Source organism: Streptomyces sp. NBC_00442, from assembly GCF_036014195.1.
Classification (GTDB): Bacteria; Actinomycetota; Actinomycetes; order Streptomycetales; family Streptomycetaceae; genus Streptomyces.
On the sequence record NZ_CP107918.1, the window covers coordinates 6,782,523 to 6,801,607 of the forward strand.

Genomic DNA, 19,085 nt, shown 5'->3' on the forward strand with positions numbered 1-19,085 from the left:
ACCGAAGAGCAGGCGGAGGCGTTCGGAACGTTCGCCGAGGAGCCGACGAGGCCCGAGCCGGAGCGGTCTGACGAGGACGGCACCGGCGCGGAATGAATCCGGCGCGGCCCGGGACGGGCTCGCGGTCGCTCAGAGGAGGACGCCGCCGGAGACCTCGACACGCTGGGCCGTCATCCAGCGCAGGTCCTCCGACGCCAGCGCTGCGATGGCGTCGCCGATCTCCTCGGGTTCGCCGACGCGGCCGAGCGCGGTCTGCCCGGCCAGACCCTGGCGCATACCGACGTCATCCCGCATGGCACCGCCGTTGAAGTCGGTGGCGGTCGGGCCCGGGGCAATGGAGTTGACCCGGATACCTCGGGGGCCAAGCTCTGCGGCCAGAGTGCGGCTCAGAGCCTCGACGGCGGCCTTCGAAGCGGAGTAGACCGACGTCGCGGGACTGGTGTGGCGAGTCAACGACGACGAGACGTTGATGACCCGGGCACCCTGCGCCAGCAGCGGCACAAGCGACTGGATGAGGAAGAACGTGCCCCGCACGTTCGTGCCGAACACCGTGTCGAAGTCGTCGGCCGTGACAGCCTCCAGCGCCCCGAACACCCCCACCCCCGCGTTGTTGACCACGATGTCGAGCCGCGAGGCCCCCCATCGCTCAAGCAGTGCGCTCAGCTCGGAAGTGAGGGCTCCGAAAGAGGAGATGTCGCTGATGTCGAGACGCATGACAGCGGCAGTCCCACCCGCGGCGTGCACGCGCCGCGCGGTCTCCTCGGCCCCGGCCACATCCCCGCGGTGAGTGACCACGACCCGCACCCCGCGCGCCGCCAGGGCGACGGCTGTGCTGCGGCCCAGCCCACGGTTTGCCCCGGTCACCAAAGCGATCCTGTCGGCTGTCATCAGCTGCTCCCTCATCGCGCGGCACCAGAGAGACATCGGGCACCGCCATAAGAGGCGAGTCGGTCGACTCGCCTTTCCATCGCAGCGTAGACACACCAAAGAGGCGAGTCAAGTGACTCGCCTCGGGTCTGGGGCATACTGCACGCATGGCAGCAGAGCTCTCCGCACACCACCGCCGTCTCGCCCAGCAGAAGCGAGAGGCGATCATCTCCGCAGCCACGGACCTCTTCCTGGACCGCGGCTACGACGGGACCTCCCTCGTCCGTATCGCCGAAGGGGCGGCCGTCTCGAAGTCCACCCTGTTCAAGCAGTTCCCCACCAAGGCAGCCCTCTTCGAGGCCATCGTCACCGAGTCCTGGCAGCGTGACACCGCGGACACTGTCGCGCGGCCTCAGGCCGGAGACCTGCGTCGCGGCCTGACCTCCATCGGTCACCGCTACGCCGACCTGATCGGCCGACCCGGCATGACGGCCCTGTTTCGCATCGTCATTGCCGAGCTGCCCCGCTTCCCCGAACTGGGTCAGATGCAGTTCCGGCTCGGCAAGCTGCCCTACTTCATCTCGGTCCAGCACTACCTGGAGTCGGAGCACGAGGCCGGCAACGCCGACGTCCCGGACGCCGAGAGCGCCGCCAACCAGTTCCTCGGGATGATCGCCAACTACGTCCTGTGGCCCCGCATGCTGCTGACCGACTGGGACCCCTCAGCCTCTGACATCCACTACGCCGTCGAGCAGGCGGTGGAGACCACGCTCGCCCGGTACGCCTCCGACCGGCCGGCCTGATCCAGGGGCTTGGCAACGCTCAAGCGGGCTCAGCATCCTGTCGGCACCTACGAGAACCCCGTCAGCGCACTCATGCCCTGATCGAGATCGTTCTCATGCAGAACCAGGGGCGCGGGGCCGGTTGCAGCGGTCGGCAGGTGCCGTAGTTCCAGGCCAGGGAGCTAGTGGCGGCTTCGACGACATCGGATCGGGGGCCGGAGACGCACGAGGTGAGGAAGTCGTGCACTCGCTGCCCTGTTTCGCGCTGAAGGACGAGATATCGCAGGTAGGAGAGGTCGGACGGGGAGCCGCAAGTTCCGACAGGTACGTCGCACGTCGGCAGAGCACTTGAGGGAAGAAGAAGCCCCTGGCCGCGGCGCCAGGCACTCACCGGGGCTCGGGAGAACCCGCGGCATGTCGCACACTTCCTCCCGTGCGGGGTCGGTCATCCGTTTCGGTGAACCTCCTGGACTTCTCCCACCGCGCAGGGACGGAGGGCGGCGAGAGCTCCCCGCGCGCCTCTGACCTGCGGTTCCCTCGCCGCTCGCGGAGCACGGTGGCGTGGGGGAGCCGGAGTCTAAGCTGGGTGCATGGCCTACGAGATTCCGGTGACGCAAGCCCGCGCAGAGCTCGCGGAGCTGATCAACCGCGTGGTGTACGGCGGGGAGCGGGTCGTGGTGACGCGTCACGGCAAGCCGCTCGTCGCGCTGGTGTCGGCCGCCGATCTGGAGAAGCTGGAGGCCGACCGGGAGCAGGAGGAGCAGCAGGTGGCGAGCTCGCTCTCTTCCGTGCACCCCCTGACGCCGGCCGCCTCCGGCGAGCCCCGTCGCTTCGGGATCGCCGCCGAACACCGCGGCCCGCACGCCGGGGACTGACCGGCCGACCGGAATGTGCGCTCGCCGCGCCGCCGGAAAGATGCCCTCTGCACCGGTCGGCGGGGCGCATGATTCCGCTTCGATGATCACGCGTTCGCAAAGCGTCAGTTAACGCGCTGGAAAAACTTCCGCTCTAACGTGCAATGCCTGGCCAAGGGGCCGGGAGATGCCGTTCAACAAGTTGTTGCAGTCGGATACGGTTCCGCTGCGTCCGAGTGGAAGCGACCCCGTCCGACCGGCCTCCGCCTCGACGCCCGCTGAGTCCGTACACGGCTGTCCGTGGACGGAAGGCACGACTGTGAGGTGGGAAGCGTGCAACTGACGCCGCACGAGCAGGAACGTCTGCTCATCCATGTAGCCGCCGATGTGGCAGAAAAGCGCAGAGCCCGCGGGGTGAAACTGAACCACCCCGAGTCCGTCGCCCTCATCACCTCGCACATCCTCGAAGGGGCCCGCGACGGCCGCACGGTCGCCGAACTCATGGCATCCGGACGGAAGTTGCTCTCCCGCGACGATGTGATGCCGGGCATCCCGGAGATGATCCACGACGTTCAGGTCGAGGCGACCTTCCCCGACGGCACCAAGCTCGTCACCGTCCACGAGCCGATCGTCTGAGGGGGAGGAGCGCCGTGATTCCCGGAGAGATCCTCTTCGCCGACACGCCCATCGCCCTCAACGAGGGCCGTGAGACCGTCCGGCTGACCGTCGTGAACGCCGCCGACCGGCCCGTCCAGGTCGGCTCCCATTACCACTTCGCCGAGGCGAATCCCGGACTCGACTTCGACCGTACGGTTGCCCGGGGCAAGCGACTTCACATCGCTGCGGGTACCGCCGTCCGCTTCGAGCCCGGCATCCCCGTCGATGTGGAACTAGTCCCGCTGGCCGGCCGGCGCATCGTGCCGGGCCTGCGCGCAGAGACCGAAGGCGCCCTTGATGACTGACCTCGACCGAGCCGTATACGCCGACCTGTTCGGCCCCACCGCCGGCGACCGGATCCGGCTCGCCGACACCGACCTGCTCGTCGAGATCGAGGAGGACCGCTCGGGCGGGCCCGGACGGTCGGGCGACGAGGCGGTGTTCGGCGGCGGCAAGGTGATCCGCGAGTCCATGGGGCAAGCGCGGACCACCCGCGCCGAAGGCGCTCCCGACACCGTTGTCACCGGCGCCGTGATCGTCGACCACTGGGGCATCGTCAAGGCCGACATCGGCATCCGTGACGGCCGGATCACCGGCATCGGCAAGGCCGGGAACCCCGACACCATGGACGGCGTCCACCCCGACCTCGTCATCGGCCCCGAGACCGAGATCATCGCGGGCAACGGGAAGATCATCACAGCGGGAGCCGTCGACACCCACGTCCACTTCATCTCGCCCACCCTCATCGACCAGGCGCTCTCGTCGGGCATCACCACTCTGGTCGGCGGAGGCACCGGACCCGCCGAGGGCTCCAAGGCCACCACCATCACGCCCGGCCCCTGGCATCTGGCCCGGATGTTCGCCGCCCTGGAGAACGCGCCCGTCAACATCGGCCTGCTCGGCAAGGGCAACACGATGTCCCGGGAGGCCATGCACTCCCAACTGCGCGGCGGCGCGCTGGGGTTCAAGATTCACGAGGACTGGGGGGCGACGCCCGCCGTCATCGACGCCTGTCTGGGCGTCTGTGAGGAGACCGGCGCCCAACTCGCCATCCACACGGACACGTTGAACGAAGCGGGATTCGTCGGCGACACCCTCGCGGCCATCGCGGGCCGCTCGATCCACGCCTACCACACCGAGGGCGCGGGAGGCGGACACGCGCCCGACATCATCACCGTGGTCTCGCAGCCCAACGTGCTGCCCAGCTCCACCAACCCGACCCGGCCGCACACCGTCAACACCATCGAGGAACACCTCGACATGCTGATGGTCTGTCATCACCTCAACCCGGCGGTGCCGGAGGACCTGGCGTTCGCCGAGTCCCGCATCCGGCCCTCCACCATCGCGGCCGAGGACTTCCTGCACGATCTGGGCGCCATCTCCATCATTTCCTCCGACTCCCAGGCGATGGGCCGGATCGGCGAGGTCGTACTGCGCACCTGGCAGACCGCTCACGTCATGAAGGTGCGGCGCGGCGCGCTCGCGGGTGACGGCCGGGCCGACAACCACCGGGTGCGCCGCTATGTCGCCAAGTACACGATCAACCCGGCCGTCGCGCAGGGCCTGGACCACGAGATCGGCTCCGTCGAGAGCGGCAAGCTCGCCGACCTGGTCCTGTGGGAGCCCGCCTTCTTCGGCGTGAAGCCGCAGCTGGTGATCAAGGGCGGCCAGATCGCGTACGCGCAGATGGGCGACGCCAACGCCTCGATCCCCACCCCGCAGCCGATCCTGCCCCGGCCCATGTTCGGCGCGTACGGCAGGGCGCCCGCGGCGAACTCGCTCAACTTCGTCTCCTCGGCGGCGCTCGAGGACGGCCTTCCCGAACGGCTCGGTCTTGGCAAGGAGTTCGTGGCGATCAAGAACACTCGGCGGGTCGGCAAGGCGGACATGCGCGAGAACGACGCGCTGCCCGACGTCACGGTCGATCCGGACACGTTCACCGTGACCATCGACGGGGACGTGGTGGAACCCGCGCCGGCCGCCGAACTGCCCATGGCCCAGCGGTACTTCCTCTTCTGACGGGCGGTCAACACATGAGTCGCGCTGCCCTGCTCGTCCTCGCCGACGGCCGCTTTCCCGCCGGTGGCCACGCCCACTCCGGTGGCGCCGAAGCGGCCGTCAAAGCGGGACGCATCCGCACCCCCGCCGACCTGGCGGAATTCTGCCGGGGCCGGCTGCACACGGTCGGTCTCACCTCCGCCGGGCTCGCCGCGGCCGCCGCGGCCGGCCTCGACCCGCTCGCCCTGGACGAGGCCGCCGACGCCCGCACCCCTTCGCCCGCCCTGCGGACCACCGCCCGCAAGCTCGGACGCCAGATGATGCGGGCGGCCCGGACGACGTGGCCGAGCGGCGAGCTCGACGCGCTGGCGGTGGCGCGGCCGCGCGGCGCGCACCAGCCGATCGTGCTCGGCCTCGCCGCGCGTGCGGCGGGGCTCGGGCCCGAGGACGCGGGGCACTGCGTGGCGTACGAGGTGGTCAGCGGGCCGGCCACGGCGGCGGTGCGGCTGCTGAGCCTCGACCCGTTCGACGCGACGGGCGTCCTCGCACGGCTCGCGCCGGAGCTGGACGATGTGGCCCGGCGGGCGGCCGTCGCGGCGGCGCGGGCGGTGGTGGAGGGCCTCGACGCGCTGCCCGCCGCGTCGGCTCCGCTGCTCGACGTCATGGCCGAGGCGCATGCGGCTTGGCCGGTGCGGCTGTTCGCGTCGTAGGAGTGTCGTAGGAGTGGCTCCCTGCGCCCCGGAGCTCCCGCCCCCGGACCCCCTTCGTGCCGAAGGCACTCGTCCTCACGCGCCGGACGGGTGGGGAGGCCGGGGGCCCGCGGGCCCCGTCATTCGGGGCGGGTTCGTCCTCGGCCGCCGGACGGGCTGGGGACGGAGGGAGATCGCCGCCCTTTTCGCCCCCAGCCGGCTTGCCCTCAATCGCCGCAAGGACTGCGGGAGTTGTCCTCACCCCTCCGGCCCCCCAACCCCAACCGCAACCCCAACCCCAACCGCACTCTCCTGGAGACCCCATGCACCTCGACCACTCCCACGAAGGCCCCGCCGCCATCAGCGCCGACGCCCACCGGCCCGACGGTTCGCGGCGAGCGTTGCGCGTCGGGCTGGGCGGGCCCGTCGGGTCCGGGAAGACCGCCACCGTCGCCGCCCTCTGCCGTGCGCTGCGCGACCGGCTCTCCATCGCCGTCGTCACCAACGACATCTACACCCGCGAGGACGCCGCGTTCCTGTTGCGCAACGCCGTGCTGCCGCCCGAGCGGATCCAGGCCGTGGAGACCGGCGCCTGTCCGCACACCGCGATCCGCGACGACATCTCCGCCAACCTCGAAGCCGTGGAGGACCTGGAGGACGCCGTCGGGCCGCTCGACCTGATCCTCGTCGAATCGGGCGGCGACAACCTCACGGCCACTTTCTCCAAGGGCCTGGTCGACGCCCAGATCTTCGTCATCGACGTGGCCGGCGGCGACGACATTCCGCGCAAGGGCGGCCCCGGCGTGACCACCGCCGACCTGCTCGTGGTCAACAAGACCGACCTCGCCCCCCACGTCGGCTCCGACCTCGCCCGCATGGCCCGCGACGCCAAGGAACAGCGGGCCGAACTCCCCGTCGTCTTCCAGTCGTTGAGGTCCGAGACCGGCGTGGCCGACGTCGCGGAATGGGTCGGGGAGAAGCTCGCGGCATGGAAGGCGTGACCCTCGGCGCGGCCGGGCTGCGCGCCACCGCCCGCATCGTCGCCAGCCCCGAAGGGCTGCCCGTCCTCGAAGGAGAGGGGCCGCTCGCCCTGCGCCGCACCCGCGCTCGGGGCCCGTACCACCGGGTCACCGTCGTCGGTGCCATGAGCGCCCCGCTCGGCGGCGACCAGATCGCGGTGGAGGCCGAGGTGCGGAGCGGGGCGCGGCTCGACGTCGACTCGGCGGCCGCCACCATCGCCCTGCCCGGCCGCGGCGGCGAGCGCGCCCACTATGACGTACGGCTCACCGTGGCCGACGGCGGTGAACTGCGCTGGCTCCCCGAACAGCTCATCAGCGCACGGGGCAGCGACCTGCGGATGCGGACCCGGATCGACCTCGCGCCCGGTGCCCGCCTGGTGTTCCGCGAGGAGCAGGTCCTCGGCCGCCACGGCGAACCCGCCGGCACGCTCATCACGCGTCTCACCGTCCACCGCGCCGGCCGGCCCCTGCTCGATCAGGAGTTGGCCTTCGGTCCGGCGGCGCCGGGCGGCTGGGACGGCGGAGCCGTCCTCGGCGGGCACCGGGCCGCCGGTCAACTCCTCGTCGTGGGGACGGAGTTCATGGAGCTGCCGGTCGCGGCCGAGCTGCTCGGCGCGGACGCGGTGCTCACCCCGCTCGCCGGCCCCGGGTTCCTGGTCACGGCCCTGGCCCCGGACGCCCGGCTGGTGCGCCGGGTACTCGACGACGTCCTGCGCGCGCGCCTGCTCCCTCGCGGCTGACCGCTCAGCGGAACCTCCAATCCGGCTATCGGTTCGGTAAAGAAACACCTGGCCGGGTTGTGCACAGGGTGCTCACAGACGAAAGGATCCCCCGACAGGCCCGAACGCAGCGCTGAGCTGAACAGCGCACTTCAGCAGGGGGAGGTACCACTTGAGACGCACCGCAGTGCTCGGCTCGGCCGGCACACTGATCGCGGGCACGCTGATGGTGGGCGCGATAGCGGCCCCGGTCGCCAACGCCGACAACCGCGACCACGGTTGGTCCGAGGCGCGTGGCGTACAGGTCGCGGCCGACCGTGCGGCCAAGCAGGGCATCAGCTGGACCGACTGCCCCGCCGACTGGGCGATCGCGAAGCCCGTCCAGTGCGGCTACGTGAGCGTCCCGCTCGACTACGCGCGGCCGGGCGGCAAGCAGATCAAGCTCGCCGTCGACCGCATCGGCAACACCGGCACCAAGGCCGAGCGCCAGGGTGCCCTCGTCTACAACCCGGGCGGCCCCGGCGGCTCGGGCATGCAGTTCCCGACCCGCGTGACCAAGAAGAACCCGCTCTGGACGAACACCTCGAAGGCGTACGACTTCGTGGGCTTCGACCCGCGCGGCGTGGGCCACTCCACGCCGATCTCGTGCGTGGACCCGCAGGAGTACGCCAAGGGCCCCAAGGCCGACCCGGTCCCCGACAGCGAGGCCGACAAGCGCGCCCAGCGCAAGCTCGCCGCCGAGTACGCGGACGGCTGTGCCGAGCGCAGCGGCTGGATGCTGCCGTACATGACCACCCCGAACACCGCTCGTGACCTGGACGTCATCCGCGCCGCGCTCGGTGAGAAGAAGCTCAACTACCTGGGCGTCTCCTACGGCACCTACCTGGGCGCGGTCTACGGCACGCTGTTCCCGTCGCACGTCCGCCGCATGATCGTGGACAGCGTGGTCAACCCGGACCAGGACAACATCTGGTACCAGGCCAATCTGGAACAGGACGTCGCCTTCCAGGCCCGCTGGAACGAGTGGGAGGACTGGGTCGCCAAGTACGACGCGAAGTTCCACCTCGGCACCACCCGGGCCCAGGTCGAGGCGCAGTGGCTGAAGCTGCGCGCCGACGCCAAGAAGAGCCCCCTCGACGGCAAGGTCGGCCCGGCCGAACTGCTCGGGTTCTTCCAGAAGGCCCCGTACTACGACTCGTACTGGGTGCCGGTCGCCAAGGCGCTCAGCGCCTACGCGGCGGGTGACAGCAAGCCGGTCGTGGCGGCCGCGGCGTCCGACATGACGGACATCGCGGGCAACATCGCATCCGAGAACGGTAACGCCGTCTACACGGCCATCGAGTGCGCGGACGCCAAGTGGCCCACCAGCTGGCACAAGTGGGACCGCGACAACACCCGTCTCAACAAGGACTACCCGTTCCTGACCTGGTCCAACGCGTGGATGAACCTGCCGTGTGCCACCTGGCCCACCAAGCAGCAGAACCACCCGGTCAAGGTCAAGACCGGCAAGGGCCTCCCGCAGGTCCTGATCGTGCAGTCCACCAATGACGCCGCCACTCCCTTCCAGGGCGCCGTCGAGCTGCACAAGGCCTTCAAGAACTCGCGCCTCGTCATCGAGAAGGGCGCCGGTTCCCACGGTGTGACCGGTCTCGTCAACCCGTGCATCAACTCGCGCGTGGACGACTACCTGCTCACCGGAAAGACCGACCACGCGGACTTCACGTGCACCCCGCACGCGACTCCCGTGCCGTAAAAGGCAGTTGAGCACAGGGCGGCCGGAACTCTCCGGCCGCCCTTCGTGCTGCAGTGGCCCGGCCTGCCGAGCCCGGCCTGCCGAGCCCGGTCAGCCGCGCGCGGCCAGCCAGGCGTCCTCGGCCGCGTAGTCGAACAGGTCGCCGTACTTGGTCATTGCGGGGAAGGCCTCCCGCCAGTCCCTTCCTTCCAGCTGCCCGGCGATCCACTCGACCGTGCGCGGCAGCGACTCCACATATCCGGTCACCGGCTTGTAGCCGAGTTCCCGCTCGGCCGCCGACATGTCGTACACGATCGGATGCGGACCGCTCCACGGCGTCAGCCCGATGCCGTCGTCGGGCATCCCCTCCACCGGCACGATCTCGCTCCGCACGCCGAGCACCTCGTCGACGGCCGCGCCGATCTCCGCGACCGTCGGCGCCTGGGGATCCGCCGCGTTGAGTACCCGCGAGCCCGGCTTCAGCGCGGCGAGCCGGATCAGCTCGGCGATGTTGGCCGCGTGCGCGGGATGGAAGCGGCTGCGCCCCTCGAACGCCAGGATCCGCACCGGCCGCCCGTCCAACGCCCGCTTCACGAAATGCAGTTCGCGGGGGCTACGGCAGTGCACGCCGTGGATCGCGCCCGCCCGCACGAGCGTCGAGGGCAGCGCCGAATCGAGCAGCTCCCGCTCAAGGAGCACCTTCCTGGTGCCGTAGGTGGCGTCACCGGGCGCGACCGTGGCGAGCGACTCGGGGATCGGCACCGGATAGCACGGCGGCCCGGCCGGCCCCGCCATCGTGTCGAAGCTGCGGCCCTGGTCGTCCTCGTACACCGCGCCGCTGGAGATCACCACCGCCGAACCGACCCGGTCGCCGAGCCCGATCAGCTGCCGCGCGTGCTCCCTGCCGTACGCCACCATGTCGACCAGTACGTCCACACCGTCCCCGACCACGGCGGCCAGCGCCGCGTCGTCCTCCCGGTCCAGTCGCACGGGGCGGACCGCATCGGGCCACGCGGGATCCTCACCTCCGCCCCGTGACGCGGCGCGTACCTCCCAGCCGTCCTCGGCAAGGGCGCGCACCGCGACCCGGCCGATCTGTCCCGTGGCTCCTATGACGCATGCCGTTCCCTTGCTCATGCATCGACGCTACGGCCGGGCGATCATCACGGGCCAGAGCGTTTCACCCTGCGCGGATCCGCCCAGGGCGCAGCCTTCCGGGGAACTCCGGGCGTCAGCCCATGATCCCGCGGAAGCGCCGCGAGGCCTCGGCCTTCACATCGGCCGCGTACCGGTCCACGTACTCCTGGCCCGACAACTCCATGACCTTGTACATGATTTCGTCGGTGACCGCCCGCAGGACGGCCTTCTCGCCCTCCATCCCCGCGTACCGGGAGAAGTCGAGCGGCTCGCCGAAGCGGATCGACACCCGCTTGATCTTCGGCAGGGTCTGGCCGGGCGGCTGGATCTCGAAGGTGCCCACCATGGCGCACGGAATCACCGGAACCCCGGCCCTGAGGGCCATCACCGCGACGCCGACCTTGCCCTTGTACAGCTTGCCGTCGGGCGAGCGCGTCCCTTCGGGATAGATGCCGAGCAGTTCGTCCTTGGCGAGCACCCCGAGCCCCTCGCGGATCGCCGCCTTCCCCGCCTCCTTGCCCGACCGGTCCACCGGGATCTGCCCGACCGCGCGGAAGAACGCCGCGGTGAGCCGCCCCTTGAGACCGGGCCCCGTGAAGTACTCCTGCTTGGCGAGGAAGGTGATGCGCCGCTTCAGCATCACCGGCATCAGGAAATGGTCGGAGAACGACAGGTGGTTGCCGGCGACGATGGCAGCGCCGTCCTCGGGAACATGGTCGAGCCCCTCCAGCCGCGGCCGGAACAACACCCTCAACAGGGGCCCCAGGACTGCGTACTTGAGGATGTAGTAGAGCACCCGCGAGCTCCTCACCATGCAGAAGGGTGGCCAGTGTAGGCGCAGGCCGCGGCCCCTGTAACCACCGCGGGCCGATCACGGGAGTGTCGCTCCGCGGCCGTGGCCGGCGGGCGATGGTCACGGGGCTCGGCCGGTGAACCGTGGCCGCATGTGCGTCCACCCCGATCGGGGCGTCCAGCTCGTACCCCGTGAGCGACACCTCGGCGAAAACCACGACCCCGGCGTGCGCCGTCGGACGGCCTCCGCACGGGCCGTGCGTTGGCGCTCACGTCGTACGCCGTGCACCCGGGCTGGGCCACCGCGATGGCCGGGGGATGCCTCACCGCGAAGCTCTCCTGGGGAACCGGAGCGGCCCGTGTGCCGTGGTCACGCCCTGCTCACGCCCTGCTCACGTCCTGCTCGTGTGCCGCCTATGTGCTGCGCGACACCGCGGCCGTTCCTATCGCGGTCAGCCCGAGCACCACCCAGCCGAACCACAGCCAGCCGCTGCTGCCGAGCGCCACCGTGTACGCGGTGATCACCACCAGCATCACCAGAGTGAGCACCATCATCGACTTCGTCGAACGGGGCATCGCGGTCCCCTTCCTCCCGGCAGGTGCCGTGAAGGCCATGGTCACCCCGCGAGGGGCCCCGGCGCTACTGCCCGCGCGAGTTCAGCGAGGCCAGATAGGCGTTGTAGGCGTGAAGCTCCTTGTCGCCGTCGCGCTCGGCGGCCCGGTCGGTGCGGCGCGCCTGTCGTTTCTCGGTGGCGTACCACTGGAAGACGAGCGCGATCAGCACGAGCACCGAAGGGATCTCGCTGAACGCCCAGGCGATGCCGCCGGCCGCCTGCTGGTCGGTGAGCGCGTCGACGCCCAGCGAGGACGGCGGGCTCTTGTACGTGCTGATCATCGGCTCGCTGGCCATCATCAGGGCGATGCCGAAGAAGGCGTGGAAGGGCATCCCCGCGAACAGCTCCAGCATCCGCATCACATAGCCCGGCCGGTGCGGCCCCGGGTCGACGCCCATGATCGGCCAGAAGAAGACGAGGCCGACGGCGAGGAAGTGGACCATCATCGCGATGTGCCCCGTCTTCGACTCCATCAGGAAGTCGAAGATCGGCGTGAAATAGAGCCCGTAGAGGCTGGCGATGAAGAGCGGGATGGTGAACGCCGGATGCGTGACGATCTTCATGTACCGGCTGTGCAGCAGCATCAGGAGCAGTTCGCGCGGGCCTTTGCGGCCGCGTGTCGCGGTTACCGGCAGCGCGCGAAGGGCCAGGGTGACCGGCGCGCCGAGCAGCAGCAGGATCGGCGACAGCATGCTGATCACCATGTGCTGCACCATGTGCACGCTAAACATGACCATGCCGTAGTCGTTCAGCTTGGTGCACATGACGAACGCGATGGTCAGGACGCCCACGGTCCAGAAGATCATGCGGCTCACCGGCCAGCTGTCACCGCGCCGCCGGAGCCGGACCACGCCCCACGCATACAGGGCGAGCCCGAGCAGGCAGCCGATCAGGAAGAAGGAGTCCGCCGACCATGCGAGGCCACGCGCCAGCGTGAACGGCGGCAGGTCCATGTTCATGTCCATGCCGTGCCCGCTGTGATCCATCCGCTGACTCCTGATTCGTACCGGTTGTCCCGCACCAGACTAGAACCGCCCCCGGCCGGTGATGCGGGCGGGGGCGGTTCATTGCGTACCAAACGATCCGGAAGCGACCGGAGGGGCGGAGGGCTAGAGGACGCACTCCGCTTCGGCGTACCGCTCGGCCGGGACGGTCTTCAAGGTGGCCGTCGCCTCGGCGAGCGGGACCATGACGATGTCGGTGCCGCGCAGCGCGGTCAGCATCCCGAACTCGCCGCGGTGCGCGGCCTCCACGGCGTGCCAGCCGAAGCGGGTGGCGAGCACGCGGTCGTAGGCGGTGGGCGTGCCGCCGCGCTGGACGTGACCGAGGATGACCGGGCGCGCCTCCTTGTCCAGGCGCTGCTCCAGCTCGATGGAGAGCTGACGGGCGACACCCGCGAAGCGCTCGTGGCCGTAGACGTCGGTGCCGCCCACGTCGAACTGCATCGAGCCCTCGCGCGGCTTGGCCCCCTCGGCGACGACCACGATCGCGAACTTCTTGCCCGCCGAGAAGCGCCGGCCGACCAGCTCGGTCAGCTCGTCGATGTCGAAGGGACGCTCGGGGACGACGATGGCGTGGGCGCCGGCGGCCATGCCGGAGTGCAGGGCGATCCAGCCGGTGTGCCGGCCCATGACCTCCACGATCAGGACGCGCTGGTGCGACTCGGCGGTCGTCTTCAGACGGTCGAGCGCCTCGGTCGCCACGCCCACGGCGGTGTCGAAACCGAACGTGACGTCGGTCGATGCGATGTCGTTGTCGATGGTCTTGGGCACGCCGACGATGGGGAGACCCGCGTCGGAGAGCAGGGTCGCGGCCTTGAGGGTGCCCTCGCCGCCGATCGGGATGATCGCGTCGAGGCCCAGCTCGGCGACGTGGCCCCGGGCGCGCTCCACGCCGTCGCGCAGATGCGCGGGCTGCACGCGGGAGGAGCCGAGGATGGTGCCGCCGCGGGCCAGGATGCCACCGACCGCGTCGAGGTCGAGCTTGCGGTAGTCGGCTTCGAGCAGGCCCTTCCAGCCGTCGTGGAAGCCGATGACCTCGTCGCCGTGGTCCACCACCGCGCGGTGCACGACGGATCGGATGACGGCGTTCAGGCCGGGGCAGTCGCCGCCGGAGGTGAGCACACCAATTCGCATTGCCCGGAGAACCTTTGCAACGTGGGCCGACGACCGGACCACGTCGTCCGGTTGGATCCCCGTCACCCTACCGGCGCAGGGTGACGGGGGCCGAATCGGAGGTCCGACTGATGGACGTCGTACGAAGGTACGAAGCCGGTCGCGGCCGGACGCGTCCTAAACGGGCTGGGTCGCCGACGCGATGCGCTCCGCGCGCAGCGCCTCGTACCACCGGTCGTCGGTCGGCGGCAACGCGTTCACGTCGAGGGCCAGCTTCAGGAGCATGTCCGCGATCTGCGGATTGCGCGCGAGCACCGGACCGTGCATGTACGTGCCGAACACGGTGTCGTTGTACGCGCCCTCGGTGCCGTCGCCCGTGCCGTTGCCCTTGCCCAGGCGCACCCTGGCGAAGGGGCGGGCCGTGGGGCCGAGGTGGGTGATGCCCTGGTGGTTCTCGAAGCCGGTCAGCTGGGGCAGGCCCAGGCGCTCGTCGATGTCTCCGAGCACGTCGCCGACACAGCGCTCGCCCTCGCCGCGCGTCGAGATCACGTCGATCAGGCCGAGACCCTGCTGGCGCTCGCCGACGTCGTTGACGAACTCGTGGCCGAGGATCTGGTACCCGGCGCAGACCGAGAAGATGATCGCGCCGTTGGACGCGGCGCGCTCCAGGCCGCCGTCGCGGCGCAGCCGCTCGGCCGCGAGCCGCTGCGGCCGGTCCTCGCCGCCGCCGATGAGGTAGATGTCACCGGAGGTCGGGATCGGCTGGTCGCTGCGGACGTCGAGCCGGTGCACGTCCAGGCCGCGCTGGCGCGCCCGGCGCTCCACGACCAGGGCGTTGCCCTGGTCGCCGTAGGTGCTGAGCAGGTCGGGGTAGACCCACACGAGGCGCAGGCTGTTGTCTGCCATGTCGCTTGCTTGCTCCTTGCTCGGGTCAGTTGCCGACGACGCGGCGTACGTCCTGGAACGCGGTGTAGTTGGCGATCAGCTCGATCCGGCCGGGCGGCGCCAGCTGCGTGCACTCCTCCAGGCTCTCGCACACCCGGAAGTCCAGGTTCGCGACCTCCAGACGCACCGCGAGGTCCAGCTTGCGGTCGCCGATCACGAAGATCGGGTGGCCGGCCAGACGGGTGTAGTCGACGTCCCACAGCCAGGAGGTGTCCGTGCCGTCGGCGCCGCGGGCGTTGACGGACAGGACGACGGGGGTGGGCGGCGGGTCGATGAGGGAAAACGTTTCGAGCCAGCCCGCCGGGTTCTTCGCGAGCAGCAGCCGCAGCTCACGGCCGGCGAAGGTGACCACGTCGTAGCGTCCCGCGACCGCCTGCACCTGGTACATGCGTTCCAGGGCGACCTGCGGCGGCACCCCGAACACCGCGGCGACCGCGGCCGAGGTCGCCGCGTTCGCCTTGTTGGCGCGGCCGGGCAGCTGGAGGTGGATCGGCCAGGCCGAGCCGTGCGGGTCGAGGACGTAGTCGCCGTTGAGGACCCAACTGGGAGCCGGGCGGCGGAAACCGCACTCGCCGCAGAACCAGTCGTCGCCGGGGCGCTGCATCACACCGCCGCAGGAGGGGCACGACCAGGCGTCGTCCTTCCACTCCTGACCGGCCGCCACCCACACCACGTTGGGGGAGGAGGACGCCGCCCACACCACCAGCGGGTCGTCCGCGTTGGCGATCACCACGGCCTTCGAACCGGAAAGGCCCTCGCGCCACCTCTCGGCGAGCATCCGGGTCTCGGCCGCGCGGTCGAGCTGGTCGCGCGACAGGTTGAGGAGCGCGATCGCCTTCGGCGTCACATCGCGCGCCACGCCCGCCAGATACTTCTCGTCGACCTCGATCACGCCGTACTTCGCGTCCGAACCGCCCGCGAGCGCCGACGTGATACCGGCCGGCATGTTGGCGCCGAGCGCGTTCGACACCACCGGGCCACTGGCTCGCAGCGCCTCGGCGATCAGCCGGGTGGTGGTCGTCTTGCCGTTCGTCGCCGACACCAGGACGACGTCCAGATGAGTGGCGAGCCGCCCGAGCAGATCGGGGTCGAGCTTGAGCGCGACGCGCCCGCCGATCACCGATCCACTGCCCCGGCCCGCCGCGCGCGACACCGCCGCGGCGGCCTTGCCCGCGGTCACCGCCAGCTTGGCTCGCGGTGACAGGGGCCCGGCACCTCCAACGTGTCCTGACATCGTCCTTGATCCTCCTTGCGCCTGGGTCAGGTGTCAGCCTATCGAGATCCGGTCTGCGCCCCGAACCGCGCCACCATGCGAAATGGCTTCCGCTCCGTGGAACGTACTCTTGCGCCCATGCGCCACCGCCCCATTCCCGGCAGTTCCGGCTCCGTACGAGAGATGAGTCTCCTCGGCGACCGGTTGCTCCACGCGCCCTGCGAACCCGTCACGGAGTTCGGCCCCGCGCTGCACCGCCTCGTCGAGGACATGTTCGCGACGATGTACGCGGCCGACGGTGTCGGCCTGGCGGCGAACCAGATCGGCGTCGGGCAGCGGGTGTTCGTGTACGACTGCCCCGACGACGAGGACGTGCGGCATCTGGGGTACGTCGTCAACCCGCGCCTGGTGGAGGCGGACGGCATCGAGGTGCGCGGCCCCGAGGGCTGCCTTTCCCTGCCGGGTCTTGAGGCGCCGACCTCGCGCTTCGACCGTGCGGTGGTGGAGGGGGTGGATCTCGCGGGGGCGCCGGTGCGGATCGAGGGGACCGGGTTCTTCGCGCGGTGCCTTCAGCACGAGTGCGACCATCTGGACGGGGTGGTCTACGCCGACCGCGTGACGGGCCGCCACCGCTCCCGCTTGCAACGCGCGATCCGCAAGGCCCCTTGGAGCTGACCCCCCGGGGCTCCGCCCCAGACCCCGTTCGGGCCTGGACGGCCCTCGTCCTCAATCGCCGGACGGGCTGAGGTGGGCTGCCCTGGCACCCTGCCAAGGGCAGCCCACCCAGGGGCGCGGGGAACTGCGCGAGAAGCGTCCACGGTCCGCAGGCGAAGGCGGGGTTGCGGGGCTTCGCCCCGGGATCTGGCGTGGCCGGGGTCAGAAGCCGGGGCCGCCCGCGCGGTCGCCCGCGGCGGCGAGGCGGCCCCAGAGGAGATCCGCCAGCGACCGCACCAACTCCGCGCGCGAGCAAGGCCGTTCACCCAGCCACCAGTCGCCCGCCGCGTGCATCATGCCGACGATCCCATGGCCCCACACCCGCGCGAGCACCTCGCTGCCCGGCCCGAGGTCGATCCGCTCGGCTATGACCACGCCGAGGTCCTCGCCCATGCGGCGCAGCAGCGGCGCCGAGTGGCGCCCCACGTCGAAGCCCTGCTCGGACTCGGGCGCCGGCGCGTCCTCCGCGGGGTGCATCAGGAACCGGTAGACCTGGGGCCGCGCCTCGATCGCCGCGAGATAGGTGTCCAGGGTCGCCTCGACCCGCTCGCGCCGGCCGGCCGGTGCGTCGAGCGCGGCCCGCAACGCGGCGAGCAGGGCGTCGGTGTGCCGCGTGGCCAGCGCGCGGTAGAGGCCGCCCTTGTCGCCGAAGTGGCGGTAGAGGATGGGCTTGGTGATGCCGGCCTCCGCCGCGATCGCGTTCATCGAGGCCTTGGGGCCGTCCCGCAGGACCACCCGGTCCGCCGCCTCCAGGAGTTCGCGCCGCCGGCGCTGGGCCGCCGTGCGCTGCTGCTCGGCCTGCTGCGTGGTCTCCATGGGTTCGTCTCCCCGCCCGTACCGCGTCTTCCGTGGGTTCCCGGTCTCGAAAGCCTTGCGCAACGTAACACTCCGCCCGTACCGGACGCTGCGGGGCCGAAGGCCGGTTGACAGCGGCTACCCGCCGGTAACAGACTGCGGTTACCGCAAGTAACGCAGGGAGTGGTGGAGGGGACATGGCCGAGTTCACGATGGATCTCAACGACGACCAGAAGCAGGTCCGGGACTGGCTGCACGGATTCGCCAAGGACGTGATCCGGCCCGCCGCCGCCGAGTGGGACGAGCGCGAGGAGACTCCCTGGCCGGTCATCCAGGAAGCCGCCAAGGTCGGAATCTACTCCCTCGACTTCTATGCGCAGCAGTTCTTCGACCCGACCGGTCTCGGCATCCCGGTCGCCATGGAGGAGCTGTTCTGGGGCGATGCGGGCATCGCGCTCTCCATCGTCGGCACCGGCCTCGCCGCCGTCGGCGTCCTCGCCAACGGCACCGAGGAGCAGATCGGTACCTGGATCCCCCAGATGTACGGCGATGTGACCGACGTCAAGGTAGCCGCCTTCTGTTCCTCCGAGCCGGACGCGGGGTCCGACGTCGCCTCGATGCGCACCCGCGCCGTGTACGACGAGGCCAAGGACGAGTGGGTCCTGAACGGCACCAAGACCTGGGCGACCAACGGCGGTATCGCCAATGTGCACGTCGTCGTCGCGGTCGTCGACCCCGACCTCGGCTCCAAGGGCCACGCCTCCTTCATCGTGCCGCCGAACACCCCGGGCCTCAGCCAGGGTCAGAAGTTCAAGAAGCACGGCATCCGCGCCTCCCACACCGCCGAGGTCGTCCTCGAAGACGTGCGCGTTCCCGGGCACTGCCTGCTCGGCGGCAAGGAGAAGCTCGACGAGCGGCTCGCCCGCTCCCGTGAAAAGGCGAAGGCGGGCGGGGGCGAGAGGGTGAAGAACGCCGCCATGGCCACCTTCGAGGCGTCCCGCCCGGCCGTCGGCGCGATGGCGGTCGGCACCGCGCGGGCCGCGTACGACTACGCCCTCGAATACGCCAAGACCCGCGAGCAGTTCGGCCGCCCCATCATCGACAACCAGGGCATCGCCTTCCAGCTCGCCGACATGCGCACCCGGATCGACGCGGCCCGCCTCCTGGTGTGGCGCGCGTCCTGGATGGCGACCACGGGCAAGAAGTTCGAGTCGGCCGAGGGCTCGATGTCCAAGCTGTACGCGAGCGAGACGGCCAAGAAGGTCACCGCCCAGGCGATCCAGATCCTCGGCGGCAACGGCTACACGCGCGAATACCCGGTGGAGCGAATGCACCGGGACGCCGCGATCTACACCATTTTCGAGGGCACCAGCGAGATCCAGCGGCTCGTCATCGCCCGCACCCTGTCGGGCATGCCGATCCGCTAGCGGCCGGTACGCGAAGG

The 19,085-nt window shown here is 70.5% G+C and carries 20 protein-coding genes; 11 read left to right on the top strand and 9 right to left on the bottom strand.

Features of this window, described 5'->3' with window-relative positions:
• Positions 1–129 precede the first annotated feature (129 nt).
• Entirely contained in the window at positions 130–888 is a 759-nt protein-coding gene (locus OG432_RS30520) for an SDR family NAD(P)-dependent oxidoreductase (RefSeq protein WP_328314171.1), read from the bottom strand.
• Between the two features lie 146 nt (positions 889–1,034).
• Here OG432_RS30520 and OG432_RS30525 point away from each other — a divergent pair, with 146 nt between their 5' ends.
• The 9 genes from OG432_RS30525 to OG432_RS30565 all read left to right on the top strand — a co-directional run bounded on the left by OG432_RS30525 (position 1,035) and on the right by OG432_RS30565 (position 9,338).
• A complete protein-coding gene (locus OG432_RS30525; protein ID WP_328314172.1) occupies positions 1,035–1,670 on the top strand; it encodes a TetR/AcrR family transcriptional regulator in 636 nt (211 codons plus the stop codon).
• Between the two features lie 569 nt (positions 1,671–2,239).
• A complete protein-coding gene (locus OG432_RS30530) occupies positions 2,240–2,524 on the top strand; it encodes a type II toxin-antitoxin system Phd/YefM family antitoxin (protein WP_328314174.1) in 285 nt (94 codons plus the stop codon).
• A 312-nt stretch (positions 2,525–2,836) separates the two neighbouring features.
• Complete coding sequence (locus tag OG432_RS30535) at positions 2,837–3,139, top strand: urease subunit gamma (RefSeq protein WP_328314175.1); 303 nt, start codon at positions 2,837–2,839, stop codon at positions 3,137–3,139.
• A 14-nt stretch (positions 3,140–3,153) separates the two neighbouring features.
• Positions 3,154–3,465 carry an urease subunit beta gene (locus OG432_RS30540; RefSeq protein WP_328314176.1) on the top strand — a complete coding sequence of 104 codons (312 nt, stop codon included), beginning with the start codon at positions 3,154–3,156 and terminating at the stop codon, positions 3,463–3,465.
• Entirely contained in the window at positions 3,458–5,179 is a 1,722-nt protein-coding gene (locus tag OG432_RS30545) for an urease subunit alpha (RefSeq protein WP_328314177.1), read from the top strand. The genes OG432_RS30540 and OG432_RS30545 overlap by 8 nt, the downstream gene beginning before the upstream one ends.
• Positions 5,180–5,193: 14 nt before the next feature.
• The gene (locus OG432_RS30550) at positions 5,194–5,868 is read left to right on the top strand and encodes an urease accessory protein UreF (RefSeq protein ID WP_328314178.1); all 675 of its coding nucleotides are present in this window, start codon (positions 5,194–5,196) and stop codon (positions 5,866–5,868) included.
• A gap of 302 nt (positions 5,869–6,170) precedes the next feature.
• Positions 6,171–6,848 (top strand): urease accessory protein UreG, encoded by a 678-nt coding sequence (gene ureG / locus OG432_RS30555; RefSeq protein WP_328314179.1) that lies wholly within the window; start codon positions 6,171–6,173, stop codon positions 6,846–6,848.
• Positions 6,836–7,606 (top strand): urease accessory protein UreD, encoded by a 771-nt coding sequence (locus OG432_RS30560; RefSeq protein ID WP_328314180.1) that lies wholly within the window; start codon positions 6,836–6,838, stop codon positions 7,604–7,606. Before ureG ends, OG432_RS30560 begins: the two co-directional genes overlap by 13 nt.
• A gap of 205 nt (positions 7,607–7,811) precedes the next feature.
• On the top strand, positions 7,812–9,338 hold the full coding sequence (locus tag OG432_RS30565) for an alpha/beta hydrolase (RefSeq protein ID WP_328315306.1): 1,527 nt from the start codon (positions 7,812–7,814) through the stop codon (positions 9,336–9,338).
• A gap of 90 nt (positions 9,339–9,428) precedes the next feature.
• Here OG432_RS30565 and OG432_RS30570 read toward each other — a convergent pair whose 3' ends face one another.
• The 7 genes from OG432_RS30570 to OG432_RS30600 all read right to left on the bottom strand — a co-directional run bounded on the left by OG432_RS30570 (position 9,429) and on the right by OG432_RS30600 (position 16,153).
• On the bottom strand, positions 9,429–10,454 hold the full coding sequence (locus OG432_RS30570; protein ID WP_328314181.1) for an NAD-dependent epimerase/dehydratase family protein: 1,026 nt from the start codon (positions 10,452–10,454) through the stop codon (positions 9,429–9,431).
• 94 nt (positions 10,455–10,548) lie between these two features.
• Positions 10,549–11,250, bottom strand: coding sequence for a lysophospholipid acyltransferase family protein (locus tag OG432_RS30575; protein ID WP_328314182.1), 702 nt, complete (start codon positions 11,248–11,250; stop codon positions 10,549–10,551).
• 410 nt (positions 11,251–11,660) lie between these two features.
• A complete protein-coding gene (locus OG432_RS30580; RefSeq protein ID WP_162952649.1) occupies positions 11,661–11,822 on the bottom strand; it encodes a hypothetical protein in 162 nt (53 codons plus the stop codon).
• A gap of 64 nt (positions 11,823–11,886) precedes the next feature.
• On the bottom strand, positions 11,887–12,846 hold the full coding sequence (locus OG432_RS30585) for a cytochrome c oxidase assembly protein (RefSeq protein ID WP_328314183.1): 960 nt from the start codon (positions 12,844–12,846) through the stop codon (positions 11,887–11,889).
• Between the two features lie 123 nt (positions 12,847–12,969).
• Entirely contained in the window at positions 12,970–13,995 is a 1,026-nt protein-coding gene (locus OG432_RS30590; RefSeq protein ID WP_328314184.1) for a 6-phosphofructokinase, read from the bottom strand.
• A 156-nt stretch (positions 13,996–14,151) separates the two neighbouring features.
• Entirely contained in the window at positions 14,152–14,880 is a 729-nt protein-coding gene (locus OG432_RS30595) for a type 1 glutamine amidotransferase (protein ID WP_328314185.1), read from the bottom strand.
• Positions 14,881–14,905: 25 nt separating this feature from the next.
• Entirely contained in the window at positions 14,906–16,153 is a 1,248-nt protein-coding gene (locus OG432_RS30600; protein WP_328314186.1) for a Mur ligase family protein, read from the bottom strand.
• A gap of 117 nt (positions 16,154–16,270) precedes the next feature.
• Between OG432_RS30600 and def the strand changes: the two genes are divergently transcribed.
• Positions 16,271–16,807 carry a peptide deformylase gene (gene def, locus OG432_RS30605; protein WP_328314187.1) on the top strand — a complete coding sequence of 179 codons (537 nt, stop codon included), beginning with the start codon at positions 16,271–16,273 and terminating at the stop codon, positions 16,805–16,807.
• A 201-nt stretch (positions 16,808–17,008) separates the two neighbouring features.
• Here def and OG432_RS30610 read toward each other — a convergent pair whose 3' ends face one another.
• On the bottom strand, positions 17,009–17,662 hold the full coding sequence (locus OG432_RS30610; RefSeq protein ID WP_328314188.1) for a TetR family transcriptional regulator: 654 nt from the start codon (positions 17,660–17,662) through the stop codon (positions 17,009–17,011).
• A 176-nt stretch (positions 17,663–17,838) separates the two neighbouring features.
• Between OG432_RS30610 and OG432_RS30615 the strand changes: the two genes are divergently transcribed.
• Positions 17,839–19,068 (top strand): acyl-CoA dehydrogenase family protein, encoded by a 1,230-nt coding sequence (locus tag OG432_RS30615; RefSeq protein WP_328314189.1) that lies wholly within the window; start codon positions 17,839–17,841, stop codon positions 19,066–19,068.
• Positions 19,069–19,085: the final 17 nt, after the last annotated feature.